Annotated in this window: 15 protein-coding genes; 7 read left to right on the forward strand and 8 right to left on the reverse strand. The window is 54.4% G+C overall.

The window, feature by feature from the left end:
• The first annotated feature begins 366 nt into the window (after positions 1–366).
• The 3 genes from JMJ16_RS16070 to JMJ16_RS16080 all read left to right on the forward strand — a co-directional run bounded on the left by JMJ16_RS16070 (position 367) and on the right by JMJ16_RS16080 (position 5758).
• On the forward strand, positions 367–1617 hold the full coding sequence (locus JMJ16_RS16070; RefSeq protein WP_201383069.1) for an MFS transporter: 1251 nt from the start codon (positions 367–369) through the stop codon (positions 1615–1617).
• A gap of 572 nt (positions 1618–2189) precedes the next feature.
• Complete coding sequence (locus tag JMJ16_RS16075; protein WP_201383070.1) at positions 2190–3983, forward strand: ABC transporter ATP-binding protein; 1794 nt, start codon at positions 2190–2192, stop codon at positions 3981–3983.
• Positions 3980–5758, forward strand: coding sequence for an ABC transporter ATP-binding protein (locus JMJ16_RS16080; protein WP_201383071.1), 1779 nt, complete (start codon positions 3980–3982; stop codon positions 5756–5758). The genes JMJ16_RS16075 and JMJ16_RS16080 overlap by 4 nt, the downstream gene beginning before the upstream one ends.
• A gap of 70 nt (positions 5759–5828) precedes the next feature.
• Here JMJ16_RS16080 and infA read toward each other — a convergent pair whose 3' ends face one another.
• The 5 genes from infA to JMJ16_RS16105 all read right to left on the reverse strand — a co-directional run bounded on the left by infA (position 5829) and on the right by JMJ16_RS16105 (position 9409).
• Positions 5829–6068: a translation initiation factor IF-1 gene (infA, locus tag JMJ16_RS16085; RefSeq protein WP_007903704.1), complete on the reverse strand. Its 240-nt coding sequence runs from the start codon at positions 6066–6068 to the stop codon at positions 5829–5831.
• Between the two features lie 21 nt (positions 6069–6089).
• Positions 6090–6509: a pentapeptide repeat-containing protein gene (locus JMJ16_RS16090; protein ID WP_236601593.1), complete on the reverse strand. Its 420-nt coding sequence runs from the start codon at positions 6507–6509 to the stop codon at positions 6090–6092.
• 575 nt (positions 6510–7084) lie between these two features.
• On the reverse strand, positions 7085–7525 hold the full coding sequence (locus JMJ16_RS16095; protein ID WP_201376683.1) for a GNAT family N-acetyltransferase: 441 nt from the start codon (positions 7523–7525) through the stop codon (positions 7085–7087).
• 79 nt (positions 7526–7604) lie between these two features.
• Positions 7605–8129, reverse strand: a complete 525-nt coding sequence (locus JMJ16_RS16100) for a DinB family protein (protein ID WP_201376682.1) — start codon at positions 8127–8129, stop codon at positions 7605–7607.
• Between the two features lie 200 nt (positions 8130–8329).
• Complete coding sequence (locus JMJ16_RS16105; RefSeq protein WP_201383073.1) at positions 8330–9409, reverse strand: SIS domain-containing protein; 1080 nt, start codon at positions 9407–9409, stop codon at positions 8330–8332.
• A 145-nt stretch (positions 9410–9554) separates the two neighbouring features.
• Between JMJ16_RS16105 and JMJ16_RS16110 the strand changes: the two genes are divergently transcribed.
• The 3 genes from JMJ16_RS16110 (at position 9555) to JMJ16_RS16120 (ending at position 14868) form a co-directional block, all read left to right on the forward strand.
• Positions 9555–11042, forward strand: coding sequence for a PLP-dependent aminotransferase family protein (locus JMJ16_RS16110; RefSeq protein ID WP_201383075.1), 1488 nt, complete (start codon positions 9555–9557; stop codon positions 11040–11042).
• Positions 11043–11298: 256 nt separating this feature from the next.
• Positions 11299–13338 (forward strand): prolyl oligopeptidase family protein, encoded by a 2040-nt coding sequence (locus JMJ16_RS16115; protein ID WP_201383077.1) that lies wholly within the window; start codon positions 11299–11301, stop codon positions 13336–13338.
• 234 nt (positions 13339–13572) lie between these two features.
• The gene (locus tag JMJ16_RS16120) at positions 13573–14868 is read left to right on the forward strand and encodes an MFS transporter (RefSeq protein ID WP_201383079.1); all 1296 of its coding nucleotides are present in this window, start codon (positions 13573–13575) and stop codon (positions 14866–14868) included.
• 214 nt (positions 14869–15082) lie between these two features.
• Here JMJ16_RS16120 and JMJ16_RS16125 read toward each other — a convergent pair whose 3' ends face one another.
• Positions 15083–15823, reverse strand: a complete 741-nt coding sequence (locus JMJ16_RS16125; protein ID WP_201383080.1) for an SDR family NAD(P)-dependent oxidoreductase — start codon at positions 15821–15823, stop codon at positions 15083–15085.
• Between the two features lie 304 nt (positions 15824–16127).
• On the opposite strand from JMJ16_RS16125, the gene JMJ16_RS16130 reads away from it, so the two are divergent.
• Positions 16128–16535, forward strand: coding sequence for a helix-turn-helix domain-containing protein (locus JMJ16_RS16130; protein ID WP_201383083.1), 408 nt, complete (start codon positions 16128–16130; stop codon positions 16533–16535).
• A 354-nt stretch (positions 16536–16889) separates the two neighbouring features.
• Here the strand turns inward: JMJ16_RS16130 and fabF are convergent, their stop codons facing one another.
• Together fabF and JMJ16_RS16140 are read right to left on the reverse strand one after the other, a co-directional pair.
• On the reverse strand, positions 16890–18128 hold the full coding sequence (gene fabF, locus JMJ16_RS16135) for a beta-ketoacyl-ACP synthase II (protein ID WP_201383085.1): 1239 nt from the start codon (positions 18126–18128) through the stop codon (positions 16890–16892).
• Positions 18129–18232: 104 nt separating this feature from the next.
• Positions 18233–18862, reverse strand: a complete 630-nt coding sequence (locus JMJ16_RS16140; protein ID WP_201383087.1) for a TetR/AcrR family transcriptional regulator — start codon at positions 18860–18862, stop codon at positions 18233–18235.
• Positions 18863–19357: the final 495 nt, after the last annotated feature.

The following is a 19357-nucleotide window of genomic DNA, read 5'->3' on the forward strand; positions in this document are numbered from 1 at the left end:
CTCCAGTAGCAAAGCAAAGAAAGGGATATTGATGGCTAGCGCGACGATACAGCCCACCAGTGCGTGGTGCTTTCGCTCTCGTTACGCGTGTGTTAACGCGTTTCGTGTCGCCCAGGGCCTCACTATGCCCTTTTCCAGGGAGCCATTGACACGAAGCTGGAGAGAAAGAAAATAGCCAGAACGTCAATTGCACAAGCCGTGGGCGACACACACAGGTCTCGCTCACGGCTTTTCACTTCCATCCCTCAGCGATAACAAGGCCATGGGCGAGCCATATGTCTTTGCCCACGGCCTTTTTCTATGCAGGGAACGCCCATATAAGGGTATCTCCCCTGCCCCAATATCGTGAGAATGGAGTTTTATTACATGCTCTCTCATAAAGAGAACGCGACCTCCACGCAGCCTCTCTGGCGCAATCGTGACTACCTGCTCTTGCTGAGTGGTCAGCTTGTTTCGTTTGTTGGCGATCAGCAACAATTTATCGCGCTCCCGCTGCTGATCTTAGCCCTCACTGGTTCGGCCCTCCAGGCTGGTATCGCCGTAAGCTTGAGCACCATAGCCATGCTGGTGGTCGGCCCCATCGCGGGCGTGCTTGTGGACACCTGGGACCGTAAACGCGTCATGCTGCTCTGCGACGTCGGGCGCATGCTCTTGATCCTGAGTATTCCCCTGGCCTTCTGGTTCCATGTGCTGACCATGCTCCACATCTATATCATGGTGACGCTGGCAGGCGTGCTCGGTACACTGTTTAGTGTCGCGAACGCGGCCTCGTTGCCCAATGTGGTGACACAGGAGCAGCTTCCTGCCGCTCTTTCCCAGTCCCAGGCGGCGTACTCGGGAATACGCACCTTTGGCTCGCTCCTTGGGGGAACACTCTATAGCCTGGGGAGCGCCTTCCCCTTCCTGGCGAATGCCCTTTCCTTTGGCGTGTCGGTCTTTTCATTGCGCCTTATGCGCGGAAATTTCCAGAGCAGTCAACAAGAGGGGACGCGGCTTCCATGGCACCAGTCCCTCGCCGAGGGCTTTTCCTGGCTGTGGCAACAGCCCTTGCTCAGATTTCTCACCCTCGTCAACGGCGCGGACAGCCTGCGCTATGGCGCCGGGTACCTGGTGATCCTTATCCTGGCGCAGGAGCTTCATACCTCTCCTGGCGGGATCGGGGCCATCTTCACAGCGGCAGCGATTGGAGCGGTGATCGGGAATCTCGCCAGCAACTGGATACGCCGACGCTTCTCCTTCGGCACTATCGCGATCAGTATGCTCTGGCTCGAAGCCTTGATGTTCCCCCTCTACGCAATCGCACCAAACGCCATTGTGATGGGTTGTATCGCTGCCGCGGAAGAACTGGTTGCTCCCATCTACTCCATCGCGCTTGACACGTACCGTCTCACAGCGACCCCCGATACAATGCGGGGCCGCATGAGCAGCACGGTGCAATTGATGACCCGGGGCGCGCAATCTCTGGGCGCCATTCTCGGTGGATTGCTTATTCAAAGCATGGGTGCCAAGGTGAGCGCATTGCTTCTGGGAGGCTGGCTGATTCTCCTTGCCATCGCGACCACTCTGAATAAGCGAGTTCGCCAGGCCTCACTACCTGTGCCTGACGCGGCTCAGTAGGAATGCAAACAGAGGTGATGCGCGACTGCGCATCACCTCTGCCTATGGCTGAATACTTGCAAAGCGCCGATGGTGATCGCTCCCTTGCAGAAAAACATCGCTATAATGGGTGAGTGTTTTGATCCACCGCTCAATTTCGACTTGACTTTCGAGTAAGCATGGGTTATTATGAGTTTATCTTATTTTTGGAGGTCCAATCTACCATGCACTTAATCACAGCTAAGGTGTTGCTAAACGAAGTGAGCTGTGTCTACAACTAGGTAAGGTCGTCTCTCCGCGAGTCATTGCGATGATTGCGCGCTTCAATATACGGCCATACCCTTCTTCGAGAAGCTACAGATAGTTTTCCGCTCTTCTGTAGACGTTCTTTTCACGCTTCAGAATCGGCCCACTTCGCCTCAGAGGGCTACTTTTGCTTGCCTGCGTATCGCACGCGGCTACACATTGTCTCCCCTTCAGCATCACCGCTTCCCCACCACACATAGCCTTACCTTGTCGTAGGCTATGCTCTTATGCTGCACACGTGTACCGTGTGTCCTCATGTTCCGCAATAGACAAAGGAAGAAACAAGTTTGATATACGTTCAGTTAAGACGCTACTGGCGCTTCCTGACCACTTACCTCTTTCATGCTCTCAATCGTTACTGGCGGCTGTTGGCCCGCTATCTGCGCCCCCAGTGGCCGCGCATGGCCCTGCTGGCTCTGATCCTGGTTGGCACCATTTCTGTACAGGTGATGACACCGCTGGTCGCAAGCTACTTTATCGATCAGGCCACCTCGGGCGGGGATCTGCATAATCTGATCGTTCTGGCACTGTTGACCATGGTCCTGGCCCTGGCGGGGCAGGGCCTGGCTGTCGCCGAAACCTATGTGGCCGAAAATGTGAGTTGGACGGCCACCAACGCGTTGCGCGCCGACCTTGTGGCTCACCTGCTCAGGCTGGATGCCTCTTTTCACACGGCCCATACGCCGGGCGAGTTAATCGAGCGCGTGGATGGTGATGTCGCCACCCTGGCGCGCTTCTTCTCTCGTTTTGTGGTGTATGTGCTCGGCAACGCCGTCTTGCTGATAGGCGTCCTCGGGTTACTCTATCACGTGGACTGGCGAGTAGGCCTGGGTATGAGCGTCTTTGTCGTACTGGCCCTGACGGGTATGCTGCGCATCCGCGCTGTTGCCACACCATCCTGGGCCGCGGAGCGCCAGGCCAGCGCTGATTTCTATGGTTTCCTGGGTGAATACCTGGCTGGCCTGCAAGATATCCGCTCCAGCGGGGCAGGCGCGTTTGTCCTGCGCCGCTGTGCCGAGGTGATGCGCTCATGGCTGGCCATCACACGTAAGGCACAGATGTGGGGCTATGGCCTGGGCGCTACCAGCCAGGGGTTGTTTGCCCTCGGCACGGCGGCCGCGCTCGCCCTAAGTGCAATGCTGTTTACATCCGGCACACTGACCATTGGCGCGGTCTACTTGATCTTTCAGTGTACCGAGATGCTGCGCCAGCCGACCGAACAGATCCGCAACGAAGTACAGGATCTACAACAGGCAGACGCCAGCATGGCACGTGTCGAAGCGCTCCTGAATACCAGGCCACGCGTGATCGATGGTCCTGGCGTGGTACTACCGTCAGGACCGCTGGCGGTGGAATTCGAGAAAGTTTCATTTAGTTATGCGGAGGATGCGCCAGTCCTGCGTGGCGTTAACGTGTCGCTTGCGCCAGGTCGTGTGCTGGGCGTGGTGGGACGCACGGGTAGCGGGAAGACAACGCTGACGCGGCTCCTCCTGCGCTTCTACGATCCTGTGGCGGGTGCAGTGCGCCTGGGAGGAGTGGACCTGCGGGAAGTTCATCTCTCGGCATTGCGCTCGCGCATTGGCCTGGTCACGCAGGAAGTAAACATTTTCCATGCCAGTGTACGCGACAATCTGACGCTCTTTGATGACAGTGTGCCTGATGAGCAAATTCGCGCCGCGTTGGATACTCTGGGTTTGGGGAACTGGCTACAGGAACTGGCGTGTGGGCTGGATACCCAGCTCTTGCCCGATGGGGCAGGGCTCTCCGCCGGGCAGGCTCAGGTGCTGGCATGCGCCCGTATCTTGCTGCTCGATCCAGACCTGGTCATCCTGGACGAGGCTTCCTCGCGTCTGGACCCGGCCACGGATCGGCTGGTGCATACAGCACTGGGGCGGTTACTTGAAGGCCGTACCGGCATCATCGTGGCCCACCGGCTGGCCACTATCGCATATGCTCACGACGTCCTGGTCCTGGAGGATGGGCAGGTACGCGAATACGGGCCACGGCTGGCTCTTGCTGCCGACCCCACTTCACGCTTTGCCGATTTGTTGAGCGTTGCCACTGAGGAGGTCTATCAATGAAGCAACTTCCAACCTGGCGTTACCTGATGCAAATGGTTCGCTATCGGCCCTGGCTCTACCTGCTGCACGCAACATTATGGGGCACCTTCGACATGTCGGCGCTGCTGGTAGGCCTGATTGCTCGCTCCTTCTTCGATACGCTCACCGGACAGGCTCACCTGCCTGGTGGGGTGGCGGGACTGATCATACTACTGGTAGTGATCGCCGTGTGCCGTGTGGCCTTGTGGCTCACCGCTGGTTTTGTTGAAATTATGATGCGCTTCACGATGAGTGGGCTACTACGCCGCAACCTGTTGCGACACATCCTGAAGCGGCCAGGAGCCAATGCGCTCCCCTACTCCATCGGCGAGACCATCAGTCGCTTTCGCGACGATGCCTATCAGGGTGAAGATGCTGTAGATTGGAGCGACGAGATTACGGTCTCGGGCCTGTTCGCCGTGGTGGCATTTCTAGTGCTCCTGCATATCGACGCCCGTATGGCCCTGATTACTACGCTGCCTCTCGTAGTCGTGACAATCGTCGCGCGCTGGGCGAGCAATAAGCTCGGCCGCTACCGTGAAGCCAGTAGCCAGGCCACCAGTCAGGTCACTGGCGCCCTCGGCGATATCCTGGCTGCGGTACAGACCGTGCAGGCCACAGGCGCCGAAGAGCGAATCCTGGCGCGCTTCCGCCGACTGAATGAGCAGCGCAGGACAGCGATGCTGGCAGATCGCCTGGCGACACAGGCCCTGGACGCCATCACCGAGAACACGGTGAGCATAGGCACAGGCCTGATCATGCTGCTGGCTGCTGGCAGCTTGCACGGTGGTAGTATGACAGTAGGTGACTTTGCCCTCTTTGTCGCCTACCTGAGCTTTATCGCCGGCTTTACCTCCAGCCTTGGCCGGTTTCTGGCCCATTATCAGCAGACCGGCGTCGCTTTCGCCCGCATGGGTGCTTTATTGGAGGATGCTTCGCCATCAGCTCTGGTAGAGCATACACCGTTGCACTTGCGCGGACCTTTGCCCGAGGTCCCGCCTCCAGCGCGCAGTGTGACTGATCGGTTATTCCTCGTGGAGGCGCGAGGACTAACCTATCGCCATCCGCAGTCGGAGCATGGTATCTCTGCGGTAGACCTCTGCCTGCCGCGTGGCACCCTGACGGTGGTGACGGGGCGCGTCGGCGCGGGCAAGACAACGCTTCTCCAGACACTCCTGGGCCTGCTGCCCAGTGAGGCAGGCGAGATCCGTTGGAACGGCGACATCGTGGAGGACGCGGCTACCTTCTTTGTGCCGCCTCGTGCGGCATACACGGCGCAGGTGCCACGCCTGTTCAGCGAGACGCTCAGGCAGAACATCCTTCTAGGGCTACCAGACGACTCTGCGGTCCTGACCGCTGCCGTACGGGGCGCTGTTTTAGAGCGCGATGTGCAGGCACTGGAGGAAGGTTTGGAGACACCAGTGGGTACTCGCGGCGTCAAGCTCTCGGGGGGACAGATGCAGCGCACGGCGGCGGCGCGTATGTTGGTGCGCGGCGCCGAGTTGCTGGTAATCGACGACCTCTCCAGCGCGCTGGATGTCGAAACTGAACGCACCCTCTGGGAACGCATCTTTGAGCGCGAAGATACGACCTGCCTGGTCGTCACGCACCGGCGCGCCACCCTGCAACGTGCCAATCACATCATTCTGCTCAAGGATGGCCATGTCGACGCTGAAGGAAGACTGGACGAACTGCTCGCAACCAGTGAGGAGATGAGGAGGCTCTGGCAAGAAGACGATGGGAAGGTATATGAATAACAAATAGGGACTAAGGAACCTGGCCAGGCTTTCGGATTTTTCTGAAAGCCTGGCCAGGTTCAGTTGTGTTTTAGCGGGGGCCACGACCTTCGTTGATGCGCCAGGTGATCCGGCCTCGTGTCAGGTCGTAGGGCGAGAGCGCAACTCGCACCTTATCGCCCGCCACAAGACGTATATTTGACAGCCGCAAACGTCCCGCAGGCACTGCCAGTACATGATGCTGCTCATCGATTTGGATTTTAAACAAGGCGTTGGGAAACACTTCAACCACTTCCCCAACGACCAGAATGTCATCTCTCTCTTTTGCCATATTATCCTTCCTTTGCCATGCTCAGTTCAGCACGGTCTCTTCAAGAACCGCCTTTTGCAGATTCGTCTCGCTGAGGTTCGCGTCGCGCAGGTTTGCTCGATACAGCAATGTCCCATTGAGGTCTGCCCCACACAGGTTCGCGCGACAAAGATGGGTGCCACTCAAGTCCGCGCCGCTGAGATTGGCTTGGCTGAGGTTGGCTCTGATCAAGTTGGCCCGATAGAGATCGGCCCAGGTGAAGTCTACGCCGCTGAGATCTACTCCGCTCAAGTCGGCATTGCTCAAACAAGCCCAGGCTAAATCGGAGCCGCTGAGATCAGGCCGAATATCCGAATGCTCTTGCCTCCACTGATTCCAGGTGTGGACACTCTGTTTGAGAAGGTCAAGATGTTGCTGATTCGCCAATTGGTTTACCTCCAAATGTGTCTCTGTTACACGCATGATGATCCATCCCATTCAGCTTGATTGGAATGTAACTCCTCTCCAGGCGAGCGAGCAAAAACACGCTCATTCTCCTCAAATCGAGCAAGAAGAACATCTTCAAGCGTTCGTTCGATCCGAAGAAAAGATGTGGCTCGCACGGAGTAAGAATAATCAGAAAGAGCACAGAGAGGTGGTGCAGCAAAAGAGGAAGATCGATAGTGGCTCTGTTACACGATACCCTGCTGGGTGTGCAAGACCAGGAGGCACATCGTGTATTGCTGCCCATGCTCTGAAACATGTGCTAACACAATTTGTCTCCTTTCCTAATTGGCTGAATGAGCATCCAGCCTGAAACAATACAAAGGCATCATTGGCTGAACAGGTAACTAGAGTATAGCAGCCATCAGCAAAATTTACAAGAGTTACTCCATGTGCATACGACCAGCCAGTAGGAAAGGTGTGCTTAGTATGTGCCATGCTCTTTAAAGAGGGCTCAGCTTATCTGTCTTGATTTTAAAGGATGTTGCCGCCTAGCATGAAGCGTAGGGTCCATGCCAACATAGACCCTACAAGGTAGCGCCTGTAAGGCTGCACTAACGCGGCAATTCGATCTGATACCGGATGAAGCCACGGTTCTCGGCCATCTTATCGTATAGATACCGTGCCGTGGTGTTGGATTCATGGGTAGTCCAGTATACACGGCAACAGCCATGAGCCCCAGCCCAATCGATGACAGCGGCGATCAACGCGCGAGCCACGCCTTTGCCGCGCGCATCCGAGGCGGTGAAGAGATCCTGTAAATAGCAGACATCTGGTCCCGACGTGCTGGGATGGACGAGGAAATGAGTAATACCGACAAGCCTGCCATCCAGCTTGGCACCGAAGGCGTGCAGGCTCGTATCTGCCTGGAATTCGCGCCACGCCCGGTCGTACATCTCGGGTGACTCAACTCGCTGATAGAAGTCGATATAGGCGCGGAATAGGACTTCCCAGGCAGCCCTATCGGAGGGCATGAGCTTATCAATACTGATCATGTAGTACTCTCCTGATTTATGAACAAAGGGAATCAAGCCCCAATAGGTAAGTGGGATCGCTAGCTTTTCGCGATCCCACTTACCTATTGGGAGCAACAATCTCGTGATCCTGGAAGAAGGCACGCCAGGGGCCACATCCAAGCATGAAGGGTTGTATAAGCGCTCGTTCCGCCTGGATCGTGTGATTCAAATCGTGAGCCGCCCATGTATGAAGGAACTGTGCCAGGGTGACCGTACCAAACTTCGGATGCTGGACAGTCCGCTCCAGATCCTCATCCTTCACTTGCTGAATCAGGACAAGACTTTCTTGACGATGCTGTGCAAACGCAATAGCAAGCTGTTCAAGTGTCTGTGCAGCAAGATCTGGGTGTGGCTCGTTGGGATCGAAATCGCTGAAGTCCTGGCCCGTCAGGAGAGCGCGGAAGCGCACAGGAAAGAGCGCACGTTCCGCATCCACCAAATGCTGTAAGCAACTGCGTGCCGACCACTCCCCTGCGGCTGGCGGATGTATCAGCAGATCATTGGGAAGTGTGCTGACCAATTGCTGCCAGCGCTCTGGAGTAGTAGAGAGGACCGCGTGTACACGCTCTAACATAGTATTCATGAGAACCTCCTTTACTTCCTTTGAGATTTTTTGCCGTTTCTCTGAGTACCTCTTTGGCATCCTCCACCAATTCCATCTTTTTGCTCCTGGAGCTTTTTTGCTTCAGTATATCATGCCTTCTGAGGAACAGTGGAACGCCTTCACTCCCTGCGTGTGCATTCGTTCCGCTGTTTTTCAAACAAAAGCCGACAGCAACTCTTCTACAACTGTACGAGTTTCATTGCTTGGGCGAAGTGGGGATCTTCCAGGCGAAACCCATCGGGATTAGTACCGCGTGCCAGCGCCAGGTGGTAACTAAAGAGTTGGAGCGGGATCAGGCAGGTAAGCGCAGTGAATGGTTCAGGGGCACATGGGATAGTGCACACACCCGCTGCATCCTGCTGGATGCTGATAGCTGTACCATCGCTGACCACGATGAAGGGGGCACCAACCGCCTTAATCATGGTGGCCAGTTCGAGGACACGGGCCTGGGCTGGACCGCCAGGGGCGATGAGAATGAAGAGGTCCTCTGGCTCGACACACTGGAATGGACCGTGCAGCATGACCTCAACCGGCATACCTTCGGCCTGGAGATACGAGGTCTCCTTGATCTTGAGCGCGATCTCCAGGGGCGTGATGCCAGATGGTCCGCCTCCTACGATCCAGATACGGCGGTGCTTCAGATGGGCGCTTGCCAACTCCGCCATCCGCGCATCTGTCTCCAGGCAGGCTCGCAAGATGGTGGGGAACTCTTCTTGCAGGAAGGTGGGCGCGTGGTGCTGCTGACCGAGTGCTTCAGCCAGGCAAGACAGCGCGGCGATGGTGCCAGTGTAGCTAACCGTGTGAGCCGAAGATTTATCCTGCTCGGTGGTCTTGAGAGTGATGTCGGCGTACTGCATGGTGCTGGGAGCGCCCTCGCCCGTGATAAGCAGCGTATAACAACCGGCTTCTCTGGCGCGTTTGATGGCCTCCAGGCTGTAGCGTTTGCCGCCGCGATGACTGATGACGATCACACAATCCCTGGCGCTCAGGTTGGGGCCGTAGAGGGCGAAATCGAACGCGTGCATCGTCTGGATGGGCACCGCTACACCATAATACCTGAACAGGTGATAGCCTACTTCGGCTGCGTGAAACGAGGTTCCGATGGCGACGATGAAGATGCGCTGAGCTTGCGCGAGCCTGGGAGCAATCTGCCCAGTCAGAGGACGAATACGCTGGATAATCGAAGCCCAAGCCTGGGGTTGAGCCATCACTGCGTCATACATGTGAAAGGGATGCTGGGTGCGAGGTTCGGCTGCCATGGGATGATCCTTTCTCTTGTCAGGAATACTCCTGATGTTGGTAAGAGTATGGTATCCTGAGATTGATCTCCCCACCAGGGCCATTTTGTGCTAAAGTGAGAGGACCAATGCAGCATCTGTACATACCACTAGGAAAGGAACGGCATTGACACAATCTGCCTCTATTGTCGCTTCTCTCTGTCTCGTATTGGATCGACAGTTGCCGACACCGCTCTTTCGCCAGCTCTACGCCGGCCTGCGCGAGGCCATCCTATCCGGGCATCTTGAAGGTGGGACGCGCCTGCCGCCGACGCGCGAACTAGCTGAGGAATTAGAGGTTTCGCGCAATACGGTGGTGAATGCTTTTGAGCAGTTGATCGCCGAAGGCTACCTGGAAGGCAAGGTTGGGGCAGGCACCTACGTGACCTCTATACTACCAGAAGATGTCTTCAAGACGAACATCGATGTGAGAAATGCCTCTAGTGGGGTTCCCATGTCTGGCGCGGCCATTTCGCGCTGGGGAGCTTCTCTTACGGCCAAATCGGTCGTGCCGATCCGCTATGCCCGCAATCCTCGTGCTTTCCAGCCAGGTGTGCCTGCAATCGATAGGTTTCCCTTTGATCTCTGGGCGAAGTTGACGGCCCGCTGTTGGCGCTATCCGGCGCGTGAGTTGCTCTCCTATGGCGATCCGCATGGCTACTGGCCCTTGCGTGAGGCGATCGCAGGCTACCTCAAGGCGTCCAGGGGTATGAAATGTGAACCTGAGCAAGTGATCATCATGGCGGGTTCCCAGCAGGCGCTAGATCTGACGGCCAGGGTGCTGCTGGACCCTGGTGATGCCATGTGGATCGAAGACCCTGGCTATCTAGGTGCGCGGCATGTCTTTGCTGGTCTGGGTGTGCGCCTGGTACCCGTTGAGGTCGATAAGGATGGCTTGAATGTGGAGGAGGGTATACGGCGTTACCCTAACGTGCGCATGGCCTATGTGACACCCTCGCACCAGTATCCGCTGGGAGTTACGATGAGTCTGGCCCGGCGGCTGGCGCTGCTTGAGTGGGCGACACGCACAGGAGCCTGGGTGCTGGAGGATGACTATGACAGCGAGTATCGCTATGAAGGACGGCCCCTGGCTGCTCTGCAGGGCTTAGACAATACGGGCCGGGTCATCTACATGGGCACCTTTAGCAAAGTGTTGCTGCCCGCGCTGCGCCTGGGTTACCTGGTTGTTCCGCTTGCACTCGTAGACACCTTCGTGCAGGCCCGCTCGATCGCCGACCGGCACTCCCCGTCGCTGGACCAGATGATCCTGACTGAGTTCATGAACAAGGGGCACTTTGCACGCCATATCCGGCGCATGAAGCACCTCTATGTCGAGCGCCAAGCGGTGTTGATCGAGGCAACCCGCCAGAAGCTAGACGGCCTGCTGCAGATCCAGCCCTCCACAACTGGCTTACACGTCGTGGGCTGGCTGCCGCCACGCTGGGACGATCGTCTCGCCAGCCAACATATTCAACGCCAGGGAGTCGATACTCCGCCGCTTTCGGCCTACCACCTCGCTCCTCAGCAACGTAGCGGCTTGGTCCTCGGCTACGCGGGCGTGGAACCGCAAGCCATACGCACGGCCGTCGAGCACATAGCAAGGGCGCTTAGCTAAGGCCCACTCGGGCGTTTAACCCATCCTCTCTTCTTCGTGTCCAAAAAGAAGCAAAAATTCCTTACTCAGCCGGAAGCATAATATGGTATCCTTTTCAGTGTCAGGAGGCATAGGATTGAAACGAGACATAGGCGTGAGGAACTCGTGGTAGGGGGTATGTCTGCCTTATTTCAGCGAGGCCAAAGAGGCAACAAGTAGCCCAATACACGCGTAATTCGATGTCACGAATGCGCTTTTCATGTAAAGGAGTACAACTTTGCAACCAGCTACTCGTCGTGAAGATACTGTTGAAGATTATCATGGAACCCTGGTCGCCGATCCGTATCGGTGGCTAGAGGAGGTATCGACTCAGGAAACACAGGCCTGGGTTCAGGAGCAGCACAGCGCTACCCGCACATACTTAGATGCTATTCTGGATAGAGACCAGATCAAGCAGCGCTACCGTGAACTCTTTAATTATCCTCGTTACTCAACTCCATACAAGAAGGGAAAGCGATACTTCTTCTCTAAGAACACGGGGTTGCAGAATCAAAATGTGCTCTATACGCAATCTGCTCTGCACACGGATATGCAGGTCGTGCTTGATCCCAATACCCTCAGCGCAGATGGCACAGTCGCCCTCACCAATCAAGCGATGAGCGAGGATGGAAAGTTACTGGCGTATGGAACATCGAAGAGTGGTAGTGACTGGCAGGAAATTCGCATTCGCCGTGTGGACGATGGTCGTGACTATGATGAAGTGATTCAATACTGTAAGTTCGCCTCGATCGCCTGGAAACATGACAGCACGGGCTTCTACTACAATCGATTGCCAGAGCCGGGGACAGTACCTGAAGAGGATCAGACCAACTATAGTAAAGTCTACTGGCACAAGGTTGGTACCCAGCAAGAAGAAGATCAACTCGTCTTTGAACGGCCAGAAGCCAAGGAGTTAAGCTTTTCACCCTTCATCTCAAACGATGGGGTCTATCTGCTTCTCAACGTGTGGTGTGGAACTGACCCGAAGAACCGCATCTATTACCGAGAGGTAACGAGCGATGAGCCCTTCATACGCTTGCTAGACGAGGCCGATGCAAGCTACAACTTTGTGGGAAACGATGGAGTGATATTTTACTTCCAAACAAACCTGGATGCACCTCGAGGAAGAATCATCGCAATTGATACCACAAAGCCAGAACGTACACAATGGCGTGAAATCGTATCTGAACAGAGTGACGTGATGGATTTTGCGTCGATCGTCAATCAGCAGTTTGTGCTCGGTTATATGCATGATGCGCACCACCAGGTGAAGCTCTACAACAAAACAGGCATATTCTTACGTGAAATCGAGCTTCCCACCCTCGGCTCAATCATGGGTGTAAGTGGTGAGCCAGATGACAATGAACTCTTTTTAAGCTTTACCTCGTTTCTCTACCCATCAACCGTCTTTCGTTATGACTTTGAACGCCACGAATTAAAACCGTTGTGGGAGACACCACATACATTTGATCCATCTGGATATGAGACCCGGCAGGTCTTTTTCACCTCAAAGGATGGCACGCGTATCCCCATGTTCCTTACCCATAAGAAGGGGCTTGTGCTTAATAACAATAATCCCGTTCTAATCTACGGCTATGGTGGTTTTGATATCAGTTTGACGCCCAGCTTTGGCATCACCCCACTGCTCTGGGTTGAGCGTGGAGGGATATACGCAACAGTAAACCTGCGCGGTGGCAACGAGTACGGCGAAGAGTGGCACAAGGCTGGAATGCTTGAGAAGAAACAGAACGTTTTCGATGATTTCATCGCGGCTGCTGAGTGGCTGATTGAGAACAAGTATAGCAATCCTACTCGCATCGCTATTGAAGGCGGGAGCAATGGAGGGCTCCTTGTCGCCGCGAGCATGGTCCAGCGCCCTGATTTGTATGGAGCGGTCATCTGCCGCGTGCCAGTCATTGATATGTTGCGCTACCACAAGTTCACGGTCGGGCGCTACTGGATCTCAGAGTATGGTGATGCCGAGCACAACCCAGAGCATTTTAAATTCATGTACGCGTACTCGCCATTGCACAACGTGAAGGAAGGGGTCGAATATCCTCCGACCTTGATCATGACAGCGGATACAGATGATCGCGTTGTCCCTGCCCACGCCTGGAAGTTTGCCGCGACACTCCAACACGCATACCAGGGAAAGAAACCGATCTTGCTGCGCTTTGAGCTGAAGGCTGGACATGGAATGGGGAAACCAACTGCGAAGATCATTGAAGAGGAGAGTGATATATTGGCCTTCTTATTCCAGACCTTTTCTATGCAATAGGGTTGCTACCCGTTGCAGAAAATTGGCAGTGGCACTCCGCCGGCAGTTGAAAATCATGCGGCTTCTTGCGGTTGTACGAGTAATAACATGCAGGAACCGTTTGCAAACGCCACTCTTCCAGTTGATTCAGCGTGTCCAATAGATCATACAGCCTGGTCACGCTGTGATAGCTCATTGCTGTCTGGTTGTTCTAAATTAAACGTTATTTAAAACAATATGGAAAGTTTTTATCGTATGTTCAACAAATTGGCTCTATCAGGGGAACGACTCTCCAGTGTGCTCGCTGGACCTTGGAGCATGAAACTCTTCTATCTTGGCTATTTTTCCGCAATGGGCATTTACCTGCCCTACCTCGGTCTCTATCTAGGGGCCGTTGGACTATCTGGTACACAGATAGGTTTGACCGCCTCGATGTTTCCTCTAGCGGGCGTGGTGATGCCACCAATATGGGGTTTGCTCAGCGATCGCTATAGTTGGCGTAAACAATTGTTGATCGTAACGCTACTGGGCGCGGTAATTACCTCGCTTCTGCTCTGGTTGATTGCTCATTCCTTTCTTGTGCTACTCCTATGTATTATTGTGTTGGCAATATCACTCAGTCCGGTAATTCCGCTGGCCGACGCTATTACACTTCAATGGATCGGCCAGCGTGGTGGCAGCTATGGAACGGTCCGCGTGTATGGTTCTATTGGTTTTCTCGTCGCGGCCATTGCGGCGGGGAGCTTTCTGAATGAAGTTGGCATCACTGCGCTGTTCCTGCTGCTAGCCGTCGTATTTTGTGGTCCTTTTCTCGCCAGCTTCTTCGTGCCCACACAGAGCAAGGTGAGCATGACACATGTAAAAAGGCGTGAGCTGGTAGTACTGCTTCATGATCGCACGCTGCTTCTGTTCCTGCTGCTCTGTATGGTAGGCTATGGCACCTTCGCAGCCTATAATACCTTCTTTGGCCTCTACCTGCGTGGGCTTGGAGTGAGCACCAGGGCCATCGGCCTGGCATCGGGAATGGCAAGCCTGAGCGAACTGCCGACCATGATGCTCTCCGGCATCATGATGAAACGATTAGGCGTTAAATGGCTGCTGCTGATCGGTTTGAGTGTGGCGGTTGTGCGCTGGCTAGCTTATGCGATCTTTACGGACTATAGCGTACTATTCGCCTTCACGCTACTACATGGCATCTCGTTTGCTAGCTTCTATACCGCCGCGGTGACCTTTATCGATCGGTACGTACCGATTCACCTGCGGACAACGGGGCAGACATTGTTCTATGGTACAAGCTTCGGACTGGGTACCTGGGCGAGCACCAACCTGTTTGGCACACTCTATGAACGACTACATGGCAGTGGAATATTTCTAGTGGCTGCAGCCCTCTGCGCCGCCTCTCTCCTCGGTCTGCTCCTGTTGATACCACGCAATCCTGCTCCTGTGAGCAGCGAAATAAGCCAGCGAAGTCGAACGTGTGCACGTGAAAAAGCAACCGCTCTTCCTCAAGAATACGAGCCAAAGGAGGAAAAAGTCGAAGGATCTCATTAACTCGTTGTACATCCCGTGGGTCTAATAATTCCAAGCAACACTTTTTTTGCTGTTCTGGAAGAGGTTATTTCTCTTATTGAAGCGTTTGTGGCACTTGTGTGGACTGGGGAAAAAGCGCGGCTTTTCTCCCCAGTCCACTTCTCGCACTTCTATAGATAGAAGTACGACTATATGAGTTTTCTCCCTGGCAGGAGACAGGAAACAGTGGACGTGTTTAGATGGCGATCCTTCCCCCATCCACCGGAAGGGTCGCTCCGTGGACAAAGTCCGCCTCATCGCTGGCAAGGTAGACGGCTGCGGCTGCTATCTCGGAAGCTTGGGCGACTCTTTTGGCAGGCAGGGCAGCGGCTAACTGATCCAGTCCTTCCGCCATGCCCTCTGTTGCGGGCGTATACGTCGGGCCTGGAGCGATGGCATTGACATTGACCCCCTTGGGTCCAAGCTCAGTGGCCCAGGCCTTGGTCAACAGCGTCAGTGCCGCTTTTGTTGAGCCATAGAGAGACATTGTTGGCTCTCCAACATGGGCAACCATGGTCGTAATGTTGATGATCTTTCCGCTTCCACGTTCCGCCATCTGAGGGGCCAAGGCGGCAGTCAGAAAAAATGGCCCTTTCACATTAATCGCGTAGGTATCGTCAAAGGTGGGTTCATCCACTTGCTCTAATGGAGCGAAGGAGAAGATTCCTGCATTATTGACCAGAATGTCGATCGGCCCAAACACGGCTGTCGCCTCTTTGGCTAAGCGGCGTACCCCCTCTACCGATGCCTGATCGGCGACAATAAAGTTCGCCTGACCTCCTTTGGCTCGAATGGCATCCACAACTGCTTGCCCACGTTGCTCGTTTCGACCGCTGACGACCACGCGTGCCCCTTCCCGAGCAAAGGCTTCCGCTATCGCTTGCCCAATCCCTGAAGTGCTCCCAGTCACCAAAGCCGTTTTTCCCTGTAAACGCATAAGTATCTCCTTTTCACATATATGCTTTCTCGATTTTTAGGCTCTTTCTCTTCAAGAAGACGCGCGCCACTCTTTCCTCTGGCTTCATGGCACCCAAAACTTTCAGCGTAAATGACATATCGTTTTCCGTATGTACGCTCTTGCTTATGTATAAGCCTCACCTTCGGGAAAGAGGCAACTGCCTTGATTGTTCACGCACGTCTCTGCCCTGAATAAGTGTAGTGGGATACATGCGCCCTGACAAGTACGCACAAAATTGTGGTATAGTAACGAAAAAGTAACTGATAAGAATGAGGAAGCAACCATGCGAGAGCCTATCTATACGAGAAACTATCAGTGCTTGATGGAAGCAACCGCTGATGTGATCGGAGGGAAATGGAAAACCCTCATTGTGTACTATCTGCTCGAAACCCCGAGGCGCTTCAACGAGCTCAAACGCCTCTTACCTGATGTGTCACAGCGCATACTGACCCAACAACTACGGGAACTGGAGACCGATGGTATTATCCATCGAGAGATTTACAAAGAAATTCCTCCGAAAGTCGAATACTCGTTAACGGATTTGGGAACCAGCTTGAGGCAGATTATCCTTCTGATGCTTACCTGGGGAGAGCAGTACATGGAGCATTTTGAAGGAACCAGGCCGTGGTGCCCAGGTTTGAAGCAGTCGAGTGAAATTGAGCACATGGAGGAGGGGGAAGCGCAGCAGTGACGAGGCACAGTATTTTTTTGCTGAGTTTGAACCAGACCATTCCTGGCAGGCTGTATGGTGCCCGACTCAACTCTGTGGTTTTGTTCTCCTGCGAGGGAAGAGACGTAAGCACAATCTCGTCGGTTTTATAATGAGTCACTCGCGCTGCGTGGGATTGACCATCCTCCTCCTGAAGGCTAAGGGCGGCAAATGTCCATAATGGCGTTACCACCCCAGAGGAAAGCCAGCCTCTCTTCCCTGCAAGCGTTCAGCTATCCCATGCGAGGTCGCTTACACGAAGCGGTTCAAGCCAACGAGCACTTCCTGTTGAGCCTTGGTTTGAGCAGCATGTCGCCCTCCCTTCATGAGAAAGAGCTACCGCTCATATCGTTTGAAAAGCAGACTGGTATTGTGCCCACCAAATCCCATCGAGTTGGATAGCGCTACCCTTACGTCACTCCGACGAGCCTGATGAGGCACATAATCTAAGTCACAAGCTGGATCTGGGTGGTTCAGGTTAATCGTTGGAGGGATCATCCCGTGAACAATACTCAGCACAGCAATCGCCGCCTCGATGGCTCCGGCAGCCCCAAATGTATGCCCCAGCATCGATTTGGTCGAACTAATAGCCACCTGGTAGGCATGAGCGCCGAAACACGTTTTGATGGCCTGGGTCTCCGTCGCATCATTGAGGAGCGTTGCTGTTCCATGTGCGTTAATATACTGCACCTCTTCAGGACGCAGACCGGCTCCCTGTAACGCGCTCTCCATGGCGCGCACCAACCCCTCACCGCTTGGTGCTGGTTCTGTAATATGGTACGCATCGGCCGTTGAGCCATATCCCACCAGCTCGGCGAGAATGGGTGCTTCACGTTCTAACGCAAAGTCGAGATCCTCCAGCAGCAGCATGCCCGCTCCTTCTCCCATCACAAAGCCATCACGTTCAGCGTCAAATGGGCGGCTGGCTCCTTGCGGATCTTCATTGCGCCGTGAGAGCGCATGCATATTTGCAAACGCAGCCATAGCCAGCGGGGTGACCGCTTTTTCCGCACCTCCTGCCAGCATGGCTCTGGCCGCTCCGCGCCGAATGGTTTCCCAGGCTTCGCCAAGCGCGTTTCCACCGGTTGCGCAGGCAGAAACCGCAGCCCACGCTGGTCCCTGTGCACCAGTGAGGAGTGAGACCATTCCTGGCGCGGCGTTGATCATCATCATAGGCACAAGGAAAGGGCTCACGCGCTTCGGCCCTTTCTCATGCAAGACAGAGAATTGCTCGTGGAGCGTCATCAATCCACCAACACCACTGCCAATGCATACCCCGATGTGGGGAGCCAGGTGTTCAGTAATCGAAAGCCGCGCTTGCTCTAGCGCTTGCCGAGATGCAGCCACAGCCAGATGTGTGAAAGCGTCGTTCCTGCGGATGTCCTTGCGCTCCAAATAATGGCTGGGATCAAAATTTCTGACTTCTCCGGCAAACCTGACCAGGTATTCGCTTGCATCAAACTGAGAGATCGGCCCGATGCCCGAACGTCCCTGGCAGAGTGCCTCCCACGTTTCTTCAACGGTGTGCCCCAAGGCTGTGACCAGCCCCATACCAGTAATGACGACGCGTTTCATTGCTCCTACTCCTTCAAAAAATGTCCGGTCAGTTCTCTTGCTACCTGTGAGGAAAACCACCGGGATGTTGTGAACTATTTAGTCCAGAACAATGGCAAAAAAAATTACGCTTCCGTAGCCCGCGCCTCTTGATCTCCTTGATACTGCATCAAGGCAAGCACCCCCATCCGCAACGTGGCAATTAACGAGGGATTATTGCAACCCTTCGCTAAGAGCATGACACCCTCAAAGTAGGCAAGCAGTTCCTGCGCAGTGAGAGTGGTATCCAGTGTTGCGGGAACGATCCTTTGCTCTTTGGCTTCGTCCAGCATCTGTTCAAAGTAGGTGAGCCATTTCCGAAAAAACTGCTCTACCCGTGTCCGAATCAGTTCATCCTGCGCGCTCATTTCCAGCGTCAGGTTGCCTGCAGGACATCCACGCATATGACCGGTGGCCTGTTGCTGCTCCTGCTGCCTCTCCAATGACAAGTCAAAAAAACGCAAAATCTGTGCCTGCGGAGGCAGGTGAGCAGAGAACGTTGGTGCCAGGACACTCTGTTCAAACCACTGCCACTGACTGTCAATAGCCGTGAGAACGAGTTCCTGTTTGGAAGAGAAAAAATGATAAAAACTGCTTTTATTCACGCCTGCTGCTGTACACAGCTCATCCACACTCACTCCTTCATAGCTGTGCGTGAAAACGACATTTTTCGCCGCCTCGATCAATCGCAGCTTCGCATCACTTGGTCGCCCCATTGCTGGATATCTCCTTATCTCTCTTTCCATTCTGAACTACATAGTTCAAAATACCATAAGGATGAGAAAAAGTAAAGAGGGAGTTGCCAGGAGCAGCATCGCATTTTAGCGTTTGCCGCAATGAACGTACCGAGAACATTCTTTTTCGCTTGCTACGTTGCTAAAAACAACTTCGTGAGAAGCATTTCCACTTGTTGATGGGTTTGTGGCGTTTGACTGGAGCAGGGAGAAAAAGCGCGGCTTTTCTCCCTGCTCCACTGCAAAATTTGCTGGTCCAGTGGAAAGTCAGCGCCGCTCCAGTGGAAAAACAACACTTACATCTGTTGTAAGTGTTGTTTTTCCACTGGGCTGGTTGCGGTAATGTTTTGGACTGGCTGATCTTTATTCAGTCCTCAAACTACGCAGTCCGTTATTTTCAGTTTCAGCCTTTCCCTCCCCACAAGCTTCCTTGACAAAACTCCTTCCATCATTATACTTATCCTTATCAATTAAAAT

The organism is Ktedonobacter sp. SOSP1-52, assembly GCF_016587395.1.